This is a genomic window from Cryobacterium zhongshanensis (assembly GCF_022760445.1).
In the GTDB taxonomy this organism is placed as follows: Bacteria; Actinomycetota; Actinomycetes; order Actinomycetales; family Microbacteriaceae; genus Cryobacterium; species Cryobacterium algoricola.
On the sequence record NZ_JALGAR010000007.1, the window covers coordinates 119,815 to 135,336 of the forward strand.

Genomic DNA, 15,522 nt, shown 5'->3' on the forward strand with positions numbered 1-15,522 from the left:
CCAACTCCGTGGTACTCTCGGTGCGCATCACCCACCAGACCAGAACCGGAGTGCCGTGCTCGCCAACTACCTGATCGGACTCCGCGAGGGTCTCGAAGGTGCCCTCATCGTCACCATCCTCGTCGCCTACCTCGTGAAGGTCGCCCGCCGCGACCTGCTGGGCCGGCTCTGGACGGGCGTCGGCCTGGCCGTGCTCCTCGCCCTCACGATCGGCGCCGTGCTCACGTTCGGCACCGCGAGCCTTCCGGAATCCGCCGAACCGGCCATCGCCGGCTCGCTCTCCGTCGCCGCGACCGGCCTGGTCACCTGGATGGTCTTCTGGATGCTGCGCACGGCCCGCGACCTGAGCGGTCACCTCCGCGGCACCATCGACCGCTCCCTCGTGGGCACCGGCGTCGGCCTCGTCCTGGTCGCCTTCCTCGCCGTCGGGAGGGAAGGCATCGAAACGGCCCTGTTCATCTGGGCCGCCGTGCAGTCCACCGGGGAGACCACGCTGCCGCTCATCGGAGCCGCGCTCGGCATCCTCACCGCCGTCGCCCTCGGCGCACTCATCTACTTCGGCATGCTCAAGATCAACCTCGCGCGGTTCTTCACCTGGAGCGGGGCGATCCTGATCGTCGTCGCGGCCGGAGTGCTCTCCTACGGCGTGCACGACCTGCAGGAGTCCGGCATCCTGCCCGGTGAGCACGCCCTCGCCTTCGACGTGAGCGGCGCGATCCCGGCGGAGAGCTGGTACGGCACCCTGTTGAAGGGCACCCTGAACTTCTCGCCGGAAACCACCTGGCTCTCGCTCCTCGCCTGGCTCGCCTATACCGGCACCGTGCTCACGCTCTTCCTCGTGAAGAGCGCCAGGGGCCGGGCCGTGCGCCCGCTCGCGGTCCCGCGCCCGGCGGGAACCGGCACGGCGGCAACCGCCACTGCGACGGTGCCCGCGCCCATCCACTGATCACCGTCGCCGATAGCCACCACCCCGAGGAGAGCCAGATGCCCGAATTCGTCCGGTCAGCCGATGGAACGCAGATCGCCTTCGAGAGAGCCGGTTCCGGGGACCCCGTCATCGTCATCGGCGGGGCCTTCAACACCCGGTCCTCCCCGTACCCTCTCGTCACGCTGCTCGCCGAGCATTTCACCGTGTTCACCTACGACCGGCGGGGCAAGGGCGACAGCCCCGAGACGCACCCCTACGCCGTCGAACGCGAGATCGAGGACCTCGCGGCCCTCGTCGCCGTTGCCGGGGGCGCGGCCGGAGTGTACGGACACTCGTCCGGAGCGATCCTGGCAATCGAGGCCGCCGCGGCCGGCGCGCACGTCACCCGGCTCGCGGTCTACGAGCCTCCGTACACCGCCGACCCGGAGCACCCGGCACCGGCGGACGACCTCGGCCTCCAGGCCGCCCTCGACGCGGGAGACCCGGCCACCGCGGCGACGCTCTTCCTCCGCATCACCGGGATGGACGACGCGGCCGTCGGCTTCATCACGTCCGCCCCGTTCTGGCCGGGGCTCGTCCACCTCGCCCCCACCCTGCCGCACGAACTCGCCCTCACGGCCGACGGCGTGCCCCCGGTGGGTCGCCTGGCCGCGATCACGGCGCCGACGCTGGCACTCGCGGGCGGCAGGAGCCCCGCCTGGGCGGCCCGTGCAGCCGAGGCGGTGGCGTCCTCCGTCGCCGACGGCAGTGTGCTGACCGTTCCCGGCCAGGATCACGACGTCGACCAGACCGTACTGGCCCCGCTGCTCGCCGAGTTCTTCCTGGGCCGCTGACCGAGTTCCACCCATTCCGCGCAACTGCGGGAACCTTTTCCGTCGCCGGAACGTTGGACAGAGCATGAGAGCAATCGTCTACAGCGCAACCGGCACCCCCGACGTCCTCCGGCTCGTCGAACGCGACCTGCCGCAGCCCGGCCCCGGCGAGGTGCGCGTGCGCATCCTCGTCTCGGGCGTGAACCCCACCGACTGGAAGTCCCGCGCGGGGAGCAGGCCCGGCGAGGCGCTTGCGTTCCCGGAGGTCGTGCCGAACCAGGACGGCGCCGGCACCGTCGACGCCGTCGGCGCGGGCGTCGAGCGCCTGGACGTCGGCGACCGGGTCTGGACGGCCATCGCCGCGTACGGCCTCGCCTCGGGCGGCACCGCCCAGGACTACACCGTGCTCCCCGCCGAGCGGGTGTACCCGCTGCCGGACTCGGCGAGCTTCGACCTCGGTGCGACCCTCGGCGTTCCCGCGATGACCGCCCACCGCGCGCTCACCGTCGCGGAGGACGGTCCCCGGCGTCTCTCCCCCGGTGCTCTCGCCGGCCGGGTGGTCCTGGTGGCCGGCGGGGCGGGTGCGGTCGGCCACGCGGCCATCGAGCTCGCCCGCTGGGCGGGGGCGACCGTCATCACCACCGTCAGCGGCGCGGAGAAGGGTGCACTCGCATCCGCCGCCGGCGCGCACCACATCGTGAACTACCGAGACACGGATGCCGCCCGCGCCATCCGCGCACTGGCGCCCGACGGCGTCAACCTCGTCGTCGAGGTCGCTCCCGCGCAGAACGCGGCGCTCAACGCGGCCGTGATCCGCACCCGTGGCTCGATCGCGGTCTATGCGACGACGGGCGAGCCGCTCACGCTCGACATCCGCGCCCAGATGACCCTCAACGTGCGGTACCAGTTCCAGTTGCTCTACACGCTCGGCCAGGATCTGCTGGACGCCGCGGCGGCCGACATCGGCGCCGCCATCGATGACGGCGCTCTCCGCGTCGGCGTCGAGGCAGGCCTGCCCCTGCACCGCTTCCCGCTCGAGCGCACGGCCGACGCGCACGCCGCCGTCGAGGCCGGAGTGGTGGGCAAGGTCCTCATCGACGTCGCCCCCTGACGGGACGAGCGGTCAGGTCAGGAGACCGGGGTGACCGTGTACAGCAGGCCGTCGGGTCCTCCGGCGACGACCACGGCGTAGTGGTCGTTCTTCATCGAGACCAGACCGGCTGAGCCGACCGTCGCGGACACGTCGCCGCCGGCCACGAAACCGGCCGCGGTCAGGCTGCTGGTGGCCTCGGCGATGGGATCGGCGGCGCTCGCCTTCACGGTCACGGTCCAGCCCGGCTTGTCACCCTTCTGGACCGCGGCGAACAGGATCTTGCCTTCGACGACCGGCACCTCGGCCGGCCAGGCGGACGGGAGTGCGCCGCCGAGGCTCACGTCGCCGTTGGTCGCGCCCTGCACGGCCCCGTTGACGGCGTTCTGAGCCGCGTCTGCGGTGCATCCGGTCAGCAGCGTGCCGCCGACCAGGGTGAGCGCGATCGTCGCCAGGACTCGGACGTGGAGCAGGGATGTCGTCATCTTCTTCATTTCCTCAGTGTCGGGGGCCCAAAAAAAAGCGGCGCCGGCAGTGCCGCCCTGATGTATCAGAGCGTAACCGCCGGCGCCGCCGACAAGCTGGGACTAGTTGGCGTCCTGCTTCTTGATGCGCGAGACGTTGCGTGCGCGAGCGGATGCCGCGAGCTCGACCTTGCGGATCCGCACGATCGCGGGGGTCACCTCGACGCACTCGTCTTCACGGGCGAACTCGAGGCACTCCTCGAGCGTCAGCTGACGCGACGGCGTCATCGACTCGAAGGTGTCGGAGGTGGACTGACGCATGTTGGTCAGTTTCTTTTCCTTGGTGATGTTGACGTCCATGTCGTCGGCGCGCGAGTTCTCGCCGATGACCATGCCTTCGTAGACCTCTTCGGTCGGGTTGACGAAGAAGGACATCCGCTCCTGCAGGGCGATGATCGCGAACGGCGTGACGACACCGTTGCGGTCGGCCACGATCGAGCCGTTGTTACGGGTGACGATCGGGCCGGCCCAGGCCTCGTAGCCGTGGAAGATCGCGTTGGCGATACCGGTACCGCGGGTGTCTGTGAGGAACTGGGTGCGGAAGCCGATCAGGCCGCGCGACGGAACGATGAATTCCATCCGGACCCAGCCGGTGCCGTGGTTCGCCATGTTCTCCATGCGACCCTTGCGGGCCGCGAGGAGCTGCGTGATCGCGCCGAGGTACTCTTCGGGCGAGTCGATGGTGAGGTGTTCGTACGGCTCGTGGATCTTGCCGTCGACGCGGTGCACGACGACCTGCGGCTTGCCGACGGTGAGCTCGAAGCCTTCACGACGCATCTGCTCGACGAGGATGGCGAGGGCGAGTTCGCCACGACCCTGGACCTCCCAGGCGTCCGGGCGTCCGATGTCGACGACCTTGAGGGAGACGTTACCGACGAGTTCGCGGTCGAGACGGTCCTTGACCATGCGGGCGGTGAGTTTGTGGCCCTTGACCTTGCCCATGATGGGCGAGGTGTTGGTGCCGATCGTCATCGAGATGGCGGGCTCGTCGACCGTGATGGTCGGCAGCGCGCGGGGGTCGTCGGGGTCTGCGAGGGTCTCACCGATGGTGATGTCCTCGAAGCCGGCGACGGCGACGATGTCGCCGGGGCCGGCGCTCTCGGTCGGGTAGCGGTCGAGCGCCTTGGTGATCAGGAGCTCGGTGACGCGCACGTTGTGGACCGAACCGTCGTGCTTGATCCAGGCGACGGTCTGACCCTTGCGGATCGTGCCGTGGAAGACGCGCAGCAGCGCGAGGCGGCCGAGGAACGGCGAGGCGTCGAGGTTGGTGACGTGGGCCTGCAGCGGGTGCTCGTCGTCGTAGACGGGGGCCGGGATGTGCTCGAGGATCGCTTCGAAGAGCGGCTCGAGGTCGGCGTTGTCGGGCAGCTGGCCGTTCTCGGGCTGGTTGCGGCTCGCGGCGCCGTTACGGCCGGACGCGTAGACGACGGGGACGTCGAGGATGGCGTCGAGGTCGAGGTCGGGGTGCGTGTCGGCCATGTCGCTCGCGAGACCGATGAGCAGGTCCTGGCTCTCCGCGACGACCTCTTCGATACGCGCGTCGGGACGGTCGGTCTTGTTGACCAGGAGGATCACGGGCAGGTGGGCCTCGAGCGCCTTGCGCAGCACGAAACGGGTCTGCGGCAGCGGGCCCTCGCTCGCGTCGACGAGGAGAACGACACCGTCGACCATGGACAGACCGCGCTCGACCTCGCCACCGAAGTCGGCGTGGCCGGGGGTGTCGATCACGTTGATCGTGATGGGGCCGTCGGTGGCGTGGATGCCCTTGTACGAGATCGCCGTGTTCTTGGCGAGGATGGTGATGCCCTTTTCGCGCTCGAGCTCGTTCGAGTCCATCGCGCGCTCGTCCACGTGCGAGTGGTCCGAGAACGAGTTGGTCTGCTGGAGCATCGCGTCAACCAGCGTGGTCTTGCCGTGGTCGACGTGGGCGACGATTGCGACATTTCGGAGGTTATTGCGCGTGGCAATCGCCATGAAGTGAATCCTTACGAAGAATGATGCCGCGGACAAACGGATGCGGCGAAGAATGGATGTATGTGGTCAAGGTCCGACCCAACGGATAATCCTACCGCACTCTTCCTGCCGGGAGGCTGGGAGCCGTGTCGCGGCCGGTACCCGGTGATCCGGGCATCCGCTGGAACGCCGAAGCGGGGCGTGGACCGAAGTCCCCGCCCCGCTCGCTGACGGTGAAGCCGGGCTGTTTAGCGCCCGAACTCGAAGTTGCCACCCGGGATCGCGGCGAGCAGCTCCTGCGTGTATGTCTGACGGGGATTGTCGAAGACCTCGTCCGTCGTCGCGGCCTCGACGATCCGGCCCTGCTGCATGACGCAGACGTTGTCCGCGACGAGGCGGACGACGGCGAGGTCGTGGGTGATGAACAGGTAGGTCAGGTCGAGTTCCGTCTGCAGCTCGGTCAGGAGGTTGAGCACCTGGCCCTGCACGAGCACGTCGAGAGCGGAGACCGCCTCGTCGAGCACGAGAACGTCCGGCTTGAGCGCGAGCGCCCTGGCGATCGCGATGCGCTGGCGCTGCCCGCCCGAGAGTTCACTCGGGTAGCGGTGCCGGGACGCCCAAGGCAGCGAGACCTGGTCGAGGAGCTCCCGCACCCGGGCCTGACGTTCCTTGGCCGTTCCGACCTTGTGGGCGAGCAGCGGCTCGGCGATGGTGTTGCCGACGTTGTACTGCGGGTCGAGGGAGCCGTACGGGTCCTGGAAGACCGGCTGCACGCGGCGGCGGAACTTCAGCAGGTCCGCGCCCTTGAGCCCGGCGACGTCCTGGCCGTCGAACTCGATCTGCCCGCTCGTGATGGACTCGAGCTGCAGGATGAGCTTGGCGACCGTGGACTTGCCGGAGCCGGACTCGCCGACGAGCGCGGTCGTCGTGCCCTTCTTGATGCCGAAGGACACGTCGTTGACCGCGAGCAGTTCGTTGTACTTGAAGCCCTTGGTGCGGATGCGGTACATCTTCGAGATGCCCTGGACCGAGATCAGGTCCTTGGCCGGTGCGGCCTGCTCCCGCTCGATCGCACGGTTCACCAGAACCTGGTCGTTCGCGCCCGCTGCGGAAACATCCGTGTCGACCGCGACGGAGTGCTTGGCCGACTGGATGCGCCGCGATGCGAGGCTCGGTGCCGCGGCGACAAGGCGCTGCGTGTACGGATGCTGCGGGTTGGCCAGGATCTCCTGCGAGGGACCGGACTCGACGACCTTGCCCTTGTACATCACGACGAGCTGTTCCGCGCGCTCGGCCGCGAGACCGAGGTCGTGCGTGATGAACAGCACCGAGGTGCCGTAGTCGCGCGTGAGCGTGGCGAGGTGGTCGAGGATCTGGCGCTGCACCGTGACGTCGAGCGCGGAGGTCGGCTCGTCGGCGATCAGCAGCTTCGGACGGGCCGAGAGGCCGATCCCGATCAGAACTCGCTGCCGCATGCCGCCGGAGAACTGGTGCGGGAACTGCTTGAGCCGGTCCTCAGCGTCGCTGAGGCCCGCCTCCTTGAGCACCTCGATGGTGCGCAGTTTCGCGGCCTTCCTGCTCATGGCGCCGCCATTGGCCCGGATGGCCTCTTCGACCTGGAAGCCGATGTTCCAGACCGGGTTGAGGTTCGACATCGGGTCCTGCGGGACATAGCCGATCAGGCGCCCGCGGACATCCTGCATTTCCTTGGGCTTGAGGGTCGTGAGGTCGCGCCCCTCGAACAGGATCTGGCCGGCGGTGACCGTGCCGGTGTTGGCGAGCAGGTTGATGATCGCCTGCGCCGTCGTGGTCTTGCCCGACCCGGACTCGCCGACGATCGCGAGGGTCTGGCCGGGATACAGGGTGAGGTTGACGCCGCGCACGGCGGGAACGACACCGTGCTGGGTCTGGAAGCCGACCTCGAGATCGCGGATCTCGAGGAGCGGGGAATTCTCGTCCCGGACAGCGGTGCTCACGGGTTCGATCACGGTCTGGCTCATCGGCGTGCCCTCGATTCGGGGTCGAGTGCGTCGCGCACGGCGTCGCCGAGCATGAGGAAGGCGAGCACGGTCAGGGACAGGGCGATGGCGGGGTAGATCAGCACCTGGGGGTTCGTTCGGATCGACGACTGGGCCGAGTTGATGTCATTGCCCCAGGACATGATCTGCGGGGGCAGACCGATGCCGAGGAACGACAGCGTCGCCTCCGCGACGATGAACGTGCCGAGGGAGACCGTGGCGATCACGATCACGGGGGCGATCGCGTTGGGCACGACGTGGCGCACGAGGATGCGGAACTTCGAGACGCCGAGGGCGATCGACGCCGTGACGTAATCCGAGTTCCGGGCCGAGAGCACCGAACCGCGCATGATCCTGGCGATTTGCGGCCAGGCGAAGATCGAGAGCACCAGTGCGATCGTGACGGGCGTGCGCTCCGGGAGGACCGACATCAGCACGATGGCGCCGAGCACGGTCGGGACGGCGAAGAAGATGTCACCGATCCGGGAGACGATCGCGTCGAAGAAACCGCCGTAGTAGCCGGCGAGGGCTCCCACGACGAGGCCGAAGAGGGTGACGATCATGGTCGCGAGCAGGCCGACCGTGACGGAGGCCTGGGTGCCGTGGATCATCCGCGAGTACACGTCACAGCCTTGCCGGGTGAAGCCGAGCAGGTGCCCTTCTTCCGGTCCCTTGTTGCTGTTGGCGAGCAGGCAATTCTGGTCCGGCGGCACCTGGGTGAAGATGCCGGGGAACAGGGCCACGATCACGATCAGCAGGATCAGCGCGGAGGCGATCCAGAAGCTGGGCTTGCCGCGCAGCGACTCCCAGGCATCCGCCCAGGTGCTGCGCGCCTTCTCGGTCTCGTCGAGGCGATCGATCGCGGCGATGGGGGTGTCTTCGAGCGCAGCGACGAAGTGCGGCTGCGTCTGACGATTACTTGGCATAACGAATCCTCGGGTCCAGGGCTGCGTACAGCAGGTCGACGAGCAGGTTCGCCAGCACGAAGATCACGACCATGACGGCGATGAACGACACCACGGTCGGTCCTTCGCCGAGTTTGATCGCCTTGTAGACGGTGCCACCCACACCGTTGATATTGAAGATGCCCTCTGTCACGATCGCGCCGACCATGAGCGAGCCGAGGTCGACGCCGAGGAAGGTGACGACGGGGACGAGCGAGTTCCGCAACACGTGCACGGTGACGACCCGTCGGCGTGACAGGCCCTTCGCCGTGGCCGTGCGCACGAAGTCGGCGCCGAGGTTCTCAGAGACGCTCGCCCGGGTGAGCCGCACGATGTAGGCGAACGAGACGGATGCGAGCACGATGGCCGGCAGGATCAGTTCGGAGAGCGGGGCCTCACTGCTGACCGTCGTACGCGCCCAGCCGAGCTTGACCGCGAAGACGTACTGCAGGATGAACCCGATCACGAAGGTCGGCACGCTGATCAGCAGCAGGCTCACGACGAGGGCGCTCGCGTCGAAGAGCTTGCCCTTGCGGAGACCCGCGACGAGGCCGACGAGGATACCGGCGACGGACTCGAAGAACAGCGCGAGAAGCGCGAGCCGGGCGGTGATCGGGAAGGCGGCGGCCATCACGTCGGAAACGGCGCGACCGGAGTACGTGGTGCCGAGGTCCCCGTGGAAGAAGCCGCCGATGTAGATGAAGTACTGCACGATGAAGGGCTGGTCCAGGTGGTACTGGACACGGAGCTGTTCGATCACGCCTGGCGCGGGTTGCCGATCACCGAAGAGGGCAGCAATGGGATCTCCGGGGAGGGAGAAGACCATGAAGTAGATGAGGAAGGTAGCGCCGAAGAATACCGGGATCATCTGGAGCAGGCGTTTGCCGGTGTACCAGAGCATCAGGTTCCCGCACTGGAACGAACGGTCATGAGAATCGCAATCACTGGTCGAGTCTAGCGAGCGATGTCCGGGACTGAGTGCCCCGGACATCGCTTCGCATGAAACTGGGTTCTATTTTTTCGGGTTGAGCGGGGGAACTAGCCCTTGGTGATTTCGTTGTACAGCGGCACGGAATCCCAGCCGAAGACGACGTTCTGGACCTTGTCGGACCAGATACCGGTCACGTTGGAGTACCAGAGCGGGATGGACGGGAGGTCCTTGAGCAGGACTTCCTGTGCTGCCTGGTACTTCGCGGTGGCGTCGTCGACGGACTTGGCCGCTGCGCCTTCCTTGAGGAGGGTGTCGAACTCGGTGCTGGCGTACATCTCGTAGTTCGAGCCGGCACCGGTCTGGTACAACGGCGCGAGGAAGTTGTACATCGAGGGGTAGTCGCCCTGCCAGCCGGCACGGGTTCCGCCGGTCAGCGCCTTCGCCTTGCGGTCAGCCAGAGCGGCCTTGAAGGTCGCGTACGGCTTGCCGACTGCGTTGATGCCGAGGGTGTTCTTGATGCTGTTGGCAACGGCGTCTACCCAGCCGGCGTGTCCGCCGTCGGAGTTGTACGCGATGTCGAACGTGCCGGTGTACGGGGAGATCGCGTCAGCGGCCGCCCAGTCCTTGACGGCCTGTTCCTTGTTGAACTTGAGCACGTCGGCACCCTTGAGGGCGTCGGAGTAGCCCGCGATGACCGGGGAAGTGAAGTCGGTCGCCGGGGTACGGGTGCCCTGGAAGATGACGTCCGTGATTTCCTTGCGGTCGATGGCCATCGAGATGGCCGCGCGACGCAGCTTGCCCTCTTCGCCACTCCAGTGCTCGAGGTAGTACGGCATGTTGAATGCCTGGAAGATCGCGGCGGGCTGGTTCACGAAACGCTCGGGGAAGTCCGTCTGGTAGGTCGCGAACGCGGAGTCGGGGACGGCGTCGAGCACGTCGAGGTTTCCACCCTGAGCGTCGGCGTATGCCGAGTCGAGGGAGGAGTAGAAGACGATGCTCAGTCCGCCGTTGGCGGGGGTGCGCACGCCCTTGTAGTCGGGGTTCGTCTTGAGGTCGATCTTGACGTTGTGCTCCCACGCGCCGGTCTTGGCCAGCATGTACGGGCCGTTGCCGATCGGGTTCTCACCGAATGCTGCCATGTCGGTGAACGCGACGGACGGCAGCGGCATGAAGGCCGTGTAGCCGAGGCGCAGCGGCCAGTCGGCCTCCGGAGACGCGAGCGTCACGGTGAAGGTCGAATCGTCGACGACCTTGAGTCCGGTGAGCTCGGTGTCTGCGTCGTAGCTGAAGCCTTCGATGTCGTCGAAGAAGTACGACGCGCTCTGGGCGTTGCTGAACTTGGCGCCGTAGTTCCAGGCGTCGACGAACGACTTGGACGTGACGGCCTCGCCGTTGGTGAACTTCCAGCCGGTGTTGAGCGTGACGGTCCAGTGCTGTGCGTCGTCGGCGGAGATCGACTTGGCGACCTCGTTCTTGCCCTCGCCCTTGGCGTCGTAGGACACCAGTCCGGCGTAGATCGACGTCATGATCTTGCCGCCACCGGTTTCGGTGGTGTTCGTGGTGATCAACGGCTTCTGCGGTTCTGAACCGTTGGTCGAGATGATCGCAGCCGTATCACCCGTCTTCGCCGGTGTCGTCGAGCCGCTGGCGCAGCCGGAGAGCATGAGCGCTCCCGCTGTGGCCAGAGCGATGGGAATGCCCAGTCTCCTGATTTTCAATTTTCCTCCAGTGCGCAGGGAAACGCCGCGCGATTCGGGACCGCGAAGACGCCTCAGATACTTCTGACCCTAAGTATTCATTGAGCCAAAAGCACAATCGCGGATGGAATCGTTACCTCGACGAAACATCTTGCGCAAATTCGTTGCGCAAATAGGGAATCTTTCGCCGAAACTCGCGTGGCCGCGCGAAGAATGCGCGCAGCCACGCCGCCCTTTCATCGATGCGAGGATAGGGGTATGGATGCTGCTACCCGTGCGCGCGCGTCATTGCTGGTCTTCGACGGCGACTGTGCCTTCTGCACGACGGCCGTCGGGTGGATGAGCCGCCTGTTGCCCGCGATGCCGGATGCCGCGCCGTACCAATGGACCGATCTTCCGGCGTACGGCCTCACCGAAGCGGATGCCCGCTCCCGGGTCTGGCTCGTCGACCCGGCCGGACACCGTTTCGGCGGCGCCGCGGCGGTGTCCGCCCTGCTGCGGCACCAGCCGGCTCCCTGGCTGCGGTTCCTCGGCTGGCTCGGCACCGTGCCACCGTGGTCCTGGGCGGCCGAGGCCGGCTACCGGGTGGTCGCCCGCAACCGGCACCGCCTGCCCGGCGGAACGCCGGCCTGCCGGATGAAACCGGCCGAGTGACATCCGGGAGTGCGAACCGGACGCGACTGACCTGGGAAGTCGTCATCGTCCTCGGGCTGTCGCTCGGGGCATCCGCCGTCTATTCGATCGTGTCGATCGTCGCCCGCCTCACCGACCCGACCCCGCTCGGCAACCAGTCGACGACCATCAACGGCTCGCAGTCGACGCGGGAATGGCTCGACTTCACCTACCAGTTCCTCGGCATCTTCTTCGAGCTGTTCGCCGTCGCCCTCGTGCTCTACCTGCTCTGGCGGCCCGGGTCGAGCAGCTTCCGGCGGCTCGGCTTCGACCTGACCCAGCCGCGGCGGGACCTGCTGGGCGGCGTCCTGCTCGTGCTCGCGATCGGCATCCCGGGCCTCGGCCTCTACCTCGCGGGACGGGCGCTCGGAATCACGGTCGCGGTCGTCGCCTCCCCCATCGACACGTTCTGGTGGACGATCCCGATCCTGCTGTTCTCCGCGGTGCGCGCCGCCTTGAGCGAGGAGCTCATCGTCGTCGGGTACCTCTTCATCCGGCTCAAGGAGCTCGGCTGGTCGACCTGGACGATCATCTCGGCATCCGCGCTGCTCCGCGGCAGCTACCACCTCTACCAGGGCATCGGACCGTTCATCGGCAACGCCGCCATGGGCGTCGTCTTCGGCTGGTGCTACACCCGCTGGGGCCGCACGGCGCCGCTCGTCGTGGCGCACACGATCCTCGACGTGGTCTCCTTCGTCGGCTACCCCCTAGCTGTCGCCTGGTGGCCGGCGCTCCTGGCCCCCGCCACCTGACCCGCGCGCTCCCCGCGCCCGTCCCGTCCCCGCGCCGGTCCCCGTCTCGCCTCGTCCGCAGAACCGCCGGTTTCCTTCCGCGAGAGTACACTTTTGGCCCTTAAACCGGGGGTTTAAGGGCCAAAAGTGCGCTCTCGCGGCCGGGCTGTGGCTGGGCTGCGGGCGCGTCAGGGCTCAGCGGATGGTGCTAGTCGGCGAAGGCCTCGGGGGGCGGGCAGGCGCAGACCAGGTTCCGGTCTCCGAAGGCGTTGTCGATGCGGCGGACCGGCGGCCAATACTTGCCGCGAATGAGGCTGCGCAGCGGGTAGACGGCAGTGGCGCGGTCGTAGGAGTGCTCCCACTCCCCCTCGATCACGGACTGCGCCGTGTGCGGCGCATTGTGCAGGGGGTTGTCGTCGGCCGGCCAGACTCCGGCGGCGACGGCATCCGCTTCGGCCTTGATCGCGATCATGGCCTCGATGAAGCGGTCGATCTCGCCGAGGTCCTCGCTCTCGGTCGGTTCGACCATGAGCGTGCCCGAGACCGGGAAGCTCATCGTCGGCGCGTGGAAGCCGTAGTCGACGAGGCGCTTGGCGACGTCGTCGACGGTCACCCCGGTCGCCGCGGTCAGCGGCCGGAGATCGAGGATACACTCGTGGGCCACGAGCCCGTTCTCCCCGGAGTAGAGCAGCGGGTAGGCGCCCTCGAGGCCCTTCGCGACGTAGTTCGCCGCGAGCACGGCGGCGCCGGTGGCCTGCTTGAGGCCGGCCGCACCCATCATGCGCACGTAGGCCCACGAGATCGGCAGGATGCCCGGGCTCCCGTACGGTGCGGCCGAGACGGGGCCGCCGCCGTGCACGACGGTTCCGGCACTGCCGTCGGTGCCCCGCAGGTAGTGCTCCTCGTCCTGGGCGAGCGGGTGCCCGGGCAGGAACGGTGCGAGGTGCGCCTTCGCCGCGACCGGGCCGACGCCGGGCCCGCCGCCGCCGTGCGGGATGCAGAACGTCTTGTGCAGGTTGAGGTGCGACACGTCGCCGCCGAAGTCACCGTACCGGGCGAAGCCGAGCAGGGCGTTCAGGTTGGCGCCGTCGACGTAGACCTGGCCGCCGGCCGCGTGCACGGCCTCGCAGATGGTGCCGACCTCGTGCTCGTAGACGCCGTGGGTCGAGGGGTAGGTGATCATGAGCGCGGCGAGGGTGTCGGCGTGTTCGGCGATCTTCGCGCGCAGGTCGTCGAGGTCGACGTTGCCGAGCTCGTCGCAGGCCACGACGACGACCTTCATGCCGGCGAGCACGGCGGATGCCGCGTTCGTGCCGTGCGCGCTCGACGGGATCAGGCAGATGGTGCGTTCGGTGTCGCCGTTGGCCAGGTGGTAGCCGCGGATCGCGAGCAACCCGGACAGTTCGCCCTGGCTCCCGGCGTTCGGCTGGAGCGACACGGAGTCGTACCCCGTGACATCCGTCAGCCAGGTCTCGAGCTGCCGGATGAGTTCGAGGTACCCGTCGACGTCGTCGCGCGGCGCGAAGGGGTGGATGCCACTGAACTCGGGCCAGCTGACGGCCTCCATCTCGGTCGCCGCGTTGAGCTTCATGGTGCAGGATCCGAGCGGGATCATGCCGCGGTCGAGCGCGTAGTCGTAGTCCGCGAGGCGCTTGAGGTAGCGCATCATGCTCGTCTCGGAGCGGTGCGTATTGAAGACCGGGTGCTCGAGGTAGCTCGTCGTGCGGGCGAGCTCGTCGGGGAGCCCCGTGACGGATGTCTCGAGGTCGACGTGTCCGAAGGCATCCGTGCCGCCGAACGCGCCGAGCACGGCGGTGAGGTCGCTCGGGGTGGTGGTCTCGTCGACACTGATGCCGATCGTGTCGCAGTCAACCTGGTAGAGATTGACGCCTGCGCCCGAGGCGCGGGCGACGATCTCGGCGGCCCGGGACGGCACCGAGACGCGCACGGTGTCGAAGAAGGTGTCGTTCAGCACCGTCACGTCGGCTGCGCGGAGGGCGGCGACGAGCCTGCCCGCGTTCTCGTGCACTCCGCGGGCGATCTGGCGGAGCCCGTCCGGCCCGTGGTAGACGGCGTACATGCCCGCCATCACGGCGAGGAGTACCTGGGCGGTGCAGATGTTCGAGGTCGCCTTGTCCCGGCGGATGTGCTGCTCGCGCACTTGGAGCGACAGGCGGTAGGCGGGGTGGCCGGCGGCGTCGACGCTGACGCCGACGAGACGGCCGGGCATCTGGCGTTCGAGGCCCTTGCGCACGGCGAGGTAGCCGGCGTGCGGACCGCCGAAGCCCATCGGCACGCCGAAGCGCTGGCTCGTGCCGACGGCGACGTCGGCGCCGAGTTCACCGGGCGACATGATCAGGGTGAGCGCGAGCAGGTCGGCGGCGACGACGGCGAGGGCGCCCTGGGCGTGCGCGGCCTCGATGACGGCGGTGGGATTCCAGACCCGGCCGGTCGCGCCGGGGTACTGCACGAAGACTCCGAAGTAGTCGCCGAGCCCGGTGGAGGCCTCCGCGTCCTCGTCGGCGACGACGGAGGGTTCGGCGTCGGCGCCGAGCGCGCCGAAGTCGGTTTCCACGAGTTCGATGCCGAGCGCGGCGGCCCGGTTCGCGAGCAGCGCCTTGGTCTGCGGGAGGGCGTCGGCGTCGACGAGGAACCGATGCGACGGCGACTTGGAGCCACGGCGGGCCAGGAGCATGCCCTCGACGACGGCGGTCGACTCGTCGAGCATCGACGCGTTCGCGGTGTGCAGGCCGGTCAGGTCGGCGATCATCGTCTGGAAGTTGATCAGCGCCTCGAGCCGGCCCTGCGAGATCTCGGGCTGGTACGGGGTGTACGCCGTGTACCAGCTCGGGTTCTCGAGGACATTGCGCTTGATCACGGCGGGCGTGATCGTGTCGTAGTAGCCGAGTCCGATCATCGAGCGCTGCACGGTGTTGCGGCCGGCGAGGGCGCGCAGTTCGGCGAGCGCCTCGCGCTCGCTCGCGGCGGGCGGAAGCAGGGTATCCGACTCCGACCGGAATGCGTCGACGTGGATCGAGGCGGGAACGGCAGCGGCCACGAGGGCGTCGACGGAGTCGTAGCCGAGGCGGGCGAGCATCGTCGCCTGCGCCGCGGCATCCGTGCCGATGTGCCGTTCGGTGAACGGCCGTTCGGCGGCCTGGGACGAGGCCTGGGGGGTCAGGGTGGGGCTGAGGTGCTTGGTCATCTGGCGCTGCCTGCTTC

At 68.1% G+C, this 15,522-nt stretch carries 12 protein-coding genes; 5 read left to right on the forward strand and 7 right to left on the reverse strand.

The features are described 5' to 3' along the window. Positions 1–55: 55 nt before the first annotated feature. From efeU to MQH31_RS18950, 3 genes are all read left to right on the forward strand, one after another. On the forward strand, positions 56–946 hold the full coding sequence (gene efeU, locus MQH31_RS18940) for an iron uptake transporter permease EfeU (RefSeq protein WP_243013341.1): 891 nt from the start codon (positions 56–58) through the stop codon (positions 944–946). Positions 947–984: 38 nt separating this feature from the next. Further along, positions 985–1,761, forward strand: coding sequence for an alpha/beta fold hydrolase (locus MQH31_RS18945; protein WP_243013342.1), 777 nt, complete (start codon positions 985–987; stop codon positions 1,759–1,761). A 64-nt stretch (positions 1,762–1,825) separates the two neighbouring features. Then, the gene (locus tag MQH31_RS18950) at positions 1,826–2,851 is read left to right on the forward strand and encodes an NADPH:quinone reductase (protein WP_243013343.1); all 1,026 of its coding nucleotides are present in this window, start codon (positions 1,826–1,828) and stop codon (positions 2,849–2,851) included. Between the two features lie 17 nt (positions 2,852–2,868). On the opposite strand, the gene MQH31_RS18955 is transcribed toward MQH31_RS18950, so the two are convergent. From MQH31_RS18955 to MQH31_RS18980, 6 genes are all read right to left on the reverse strand, one after another. Next, on the reverse strand, positions 2,869–3,324 hold the full coding sequence (locus MQH31_RS18955) for a hypothetical protein (protein ID WP_243013344.1): 456 nt from the start codon (positions 3,322–3,324) through the stop codon (positions 2,869–2,871). Positions 3,325–3,417: 93 nt separating this feature from the next. Next, positions 3,418–5,328 carry a translational GTPase TypA gene (gene typA, locus MQH31_RS18960; RefSeq protein WP_134535540.1) on the reverse strand — a complete coding sequence of 637 codons (1,911 nt, stop codon included), beginning with the start codon at positions 5,326–5,328 and terminating at the stop codon, positions 3,418–3,420. A gap of 227 nt (positions 5,329–5,555) precedes the next feature. Then, a complete protein-coding gene (locus MQH31_RS18965) occupies positions 5,556–7,307 on the reverse strand; it encodes a dipeptide ABC transporter ATP-binding protein (RefSeq protein WP_243013345.1) in 1,752 nt (583 codons plus the stop codon). Next, positions 7,304–8,251, reverse strand: a complete 948-nt coding sequence (locus MQH31_RS18970) for an ABC transporter permease (RefSeq protein WP_134535538.1) — start codon at positions 8,249–8,251, stop codon at positions 7,304–7,306. Before MQH31_RS18970 ends, MQH31_RS18965 begins: the two co-directional genes overlap by 4 nt. Further along, entirely contained in the window at positions 8,241–9,170 is a 930-nt protein-coding gene (locus MQH31_RS18975) for an ABC transporter permease (RefSeq protein ID WP_134535537.1), read from the reverse strand. Before MQH31_RS18975 ends, MQH31_RS18970 begins: the two co-directional genes overlap by 11 nt. A gap of 137 nt (positions 9,171–9,307) precedes the next feature. After that, positions 9,308–10,918 carry a peptide ABC transporter substrate-binding protein gene (locus MQH31_RS18980; RefSeq protein ID WP_134535536.1) on the reverse strand — a complete coding sequence of 537 codons (1,611 nt, stop codon included), beginning with the start codon at positions 10,916–10,918 and terminating at the stop codon, positions 9,308–9,310. A 237-nt stretch (positions 10,919–11,155) separates the two neighbouring features. Here MQH31_RS18980 and MQH31_RS18985 point away from each other — a divergent pair, with 237 nt between their 5' ends. Both MQH31_RS18985 and MQH31_RS18990 read left to right on the forward strand, forming a co-directional pair. Continuing rightward, entirely contained in the window at positions 11,156–11,551 is a 396-nt protein-coding gene (locus tag MQH31_RS18985) for a thiol-disulfide oxidoreductase DCC family protein (RefSeq protein WP_243013346.1), read from the forward strand. After that, positions 11,548–12,321, forward strand: a complete 774-nt coding sequence (locus MQH31_RS18990) for a CPBP family intramembrane glutamic endopeptidase (protein ID WP_243013347.1) — start codon at positions 11,548–11,550, stop codon at positions 12,319–12,321. Before MQH31_RS18985 ends, MQH31_RS18990 begins: the two co-directional genes overlap by 4 nt. 187 nt (positions 12,322–12,508) lie before the next feature. Here MQH31_RS18990 and gcvP read toward each other — a convergent pair whose 3' ends face one another. Next, the gene (gcvP, locus tag MQH31_RS18995) at positions 12,509–15,505 is read right to left on the reverse strand and encodes an aminomethyl-transferring glycine dehydrogenase (RefSeq protein WP_279239205.1); all 2,997 of its coding nucleotides are present in this window, start codon (positions 15,503–15,505) and stop codon (positions 12,509–12,511) included. Positions 15,506–15,522: the final 17 nt, after the last annotated feature.

What these genes read in the sequence shown, in the direction of transcription:
- MQH31_RS18975 (WP_134535537.1), bottom strand. Translation starts at nt 9,170, where the DNA reads ATGCTCTGGTACACCGGCAAACGCCTGCTCCAGATGATCCCGGTATTC.
- MQH31_RS18950 (WP_243013343.1), top strand. Translation starts at nt 1,826, where the DNA reads ATGAGAGCAATCGTCTACAGCGCAACCGGCACCCCCGACGTCCTCCGG.
- MQH31_RS18955 (WP_243013344.1), bottom strand. Translation starts at nt 3,324, where the DNA reads ATGAAGAAGATGACGACATCCCTGCTCCACGTCCGAGTCCTGGCGACG.
- MQH31_RS18945 (WP_243013342.1), top strand. Translation starts at nt 985, where the DNA reads ATGCCCGAATTCGTCCGGTCAGCCGATGGAACGCAGATCGCCTTCGAG.
- MQH31_RS18965 (WP_243013345.1), bottom strand. Translation starts at nt 7,307, where the DNA reads ATGAGCCAGACCGTGATCGAACCCGTGAGCACCGCTGTCCGGGACGAG.
- MQH31_RS18970 (WP_134535538.1), bottom strand. Translation starts at nt 8,251, where the DNA reads ATGCCAAGTAATCGTCAGACGCAGCCGCACTTCGTCGCTGCGCTCGAA.
- typA (WP_134535540.1), bottom strand. Translation starts at nt 5,328, where the DNA reads ATGGCGATTGCCACGCGCAATAACCTCCGAAATGTCGCAATCGTCGCC.
- MQH31_RS18985 (WP_243013346.1), top strand. Translation starts at nt 11,156, where the DNA reads ATGGATGCTGCTACCCGTGCGCGCGCGTCATTGCTGGTCTTCGACGGC.
- gcvP (WP_279239205.1), bottom strand. Translation starts at nt 15,505, where the DNA reads ATGACCAAGCACCTCAGCCCCACCCTGACCCCCCAGGCCTCGTCCCAG.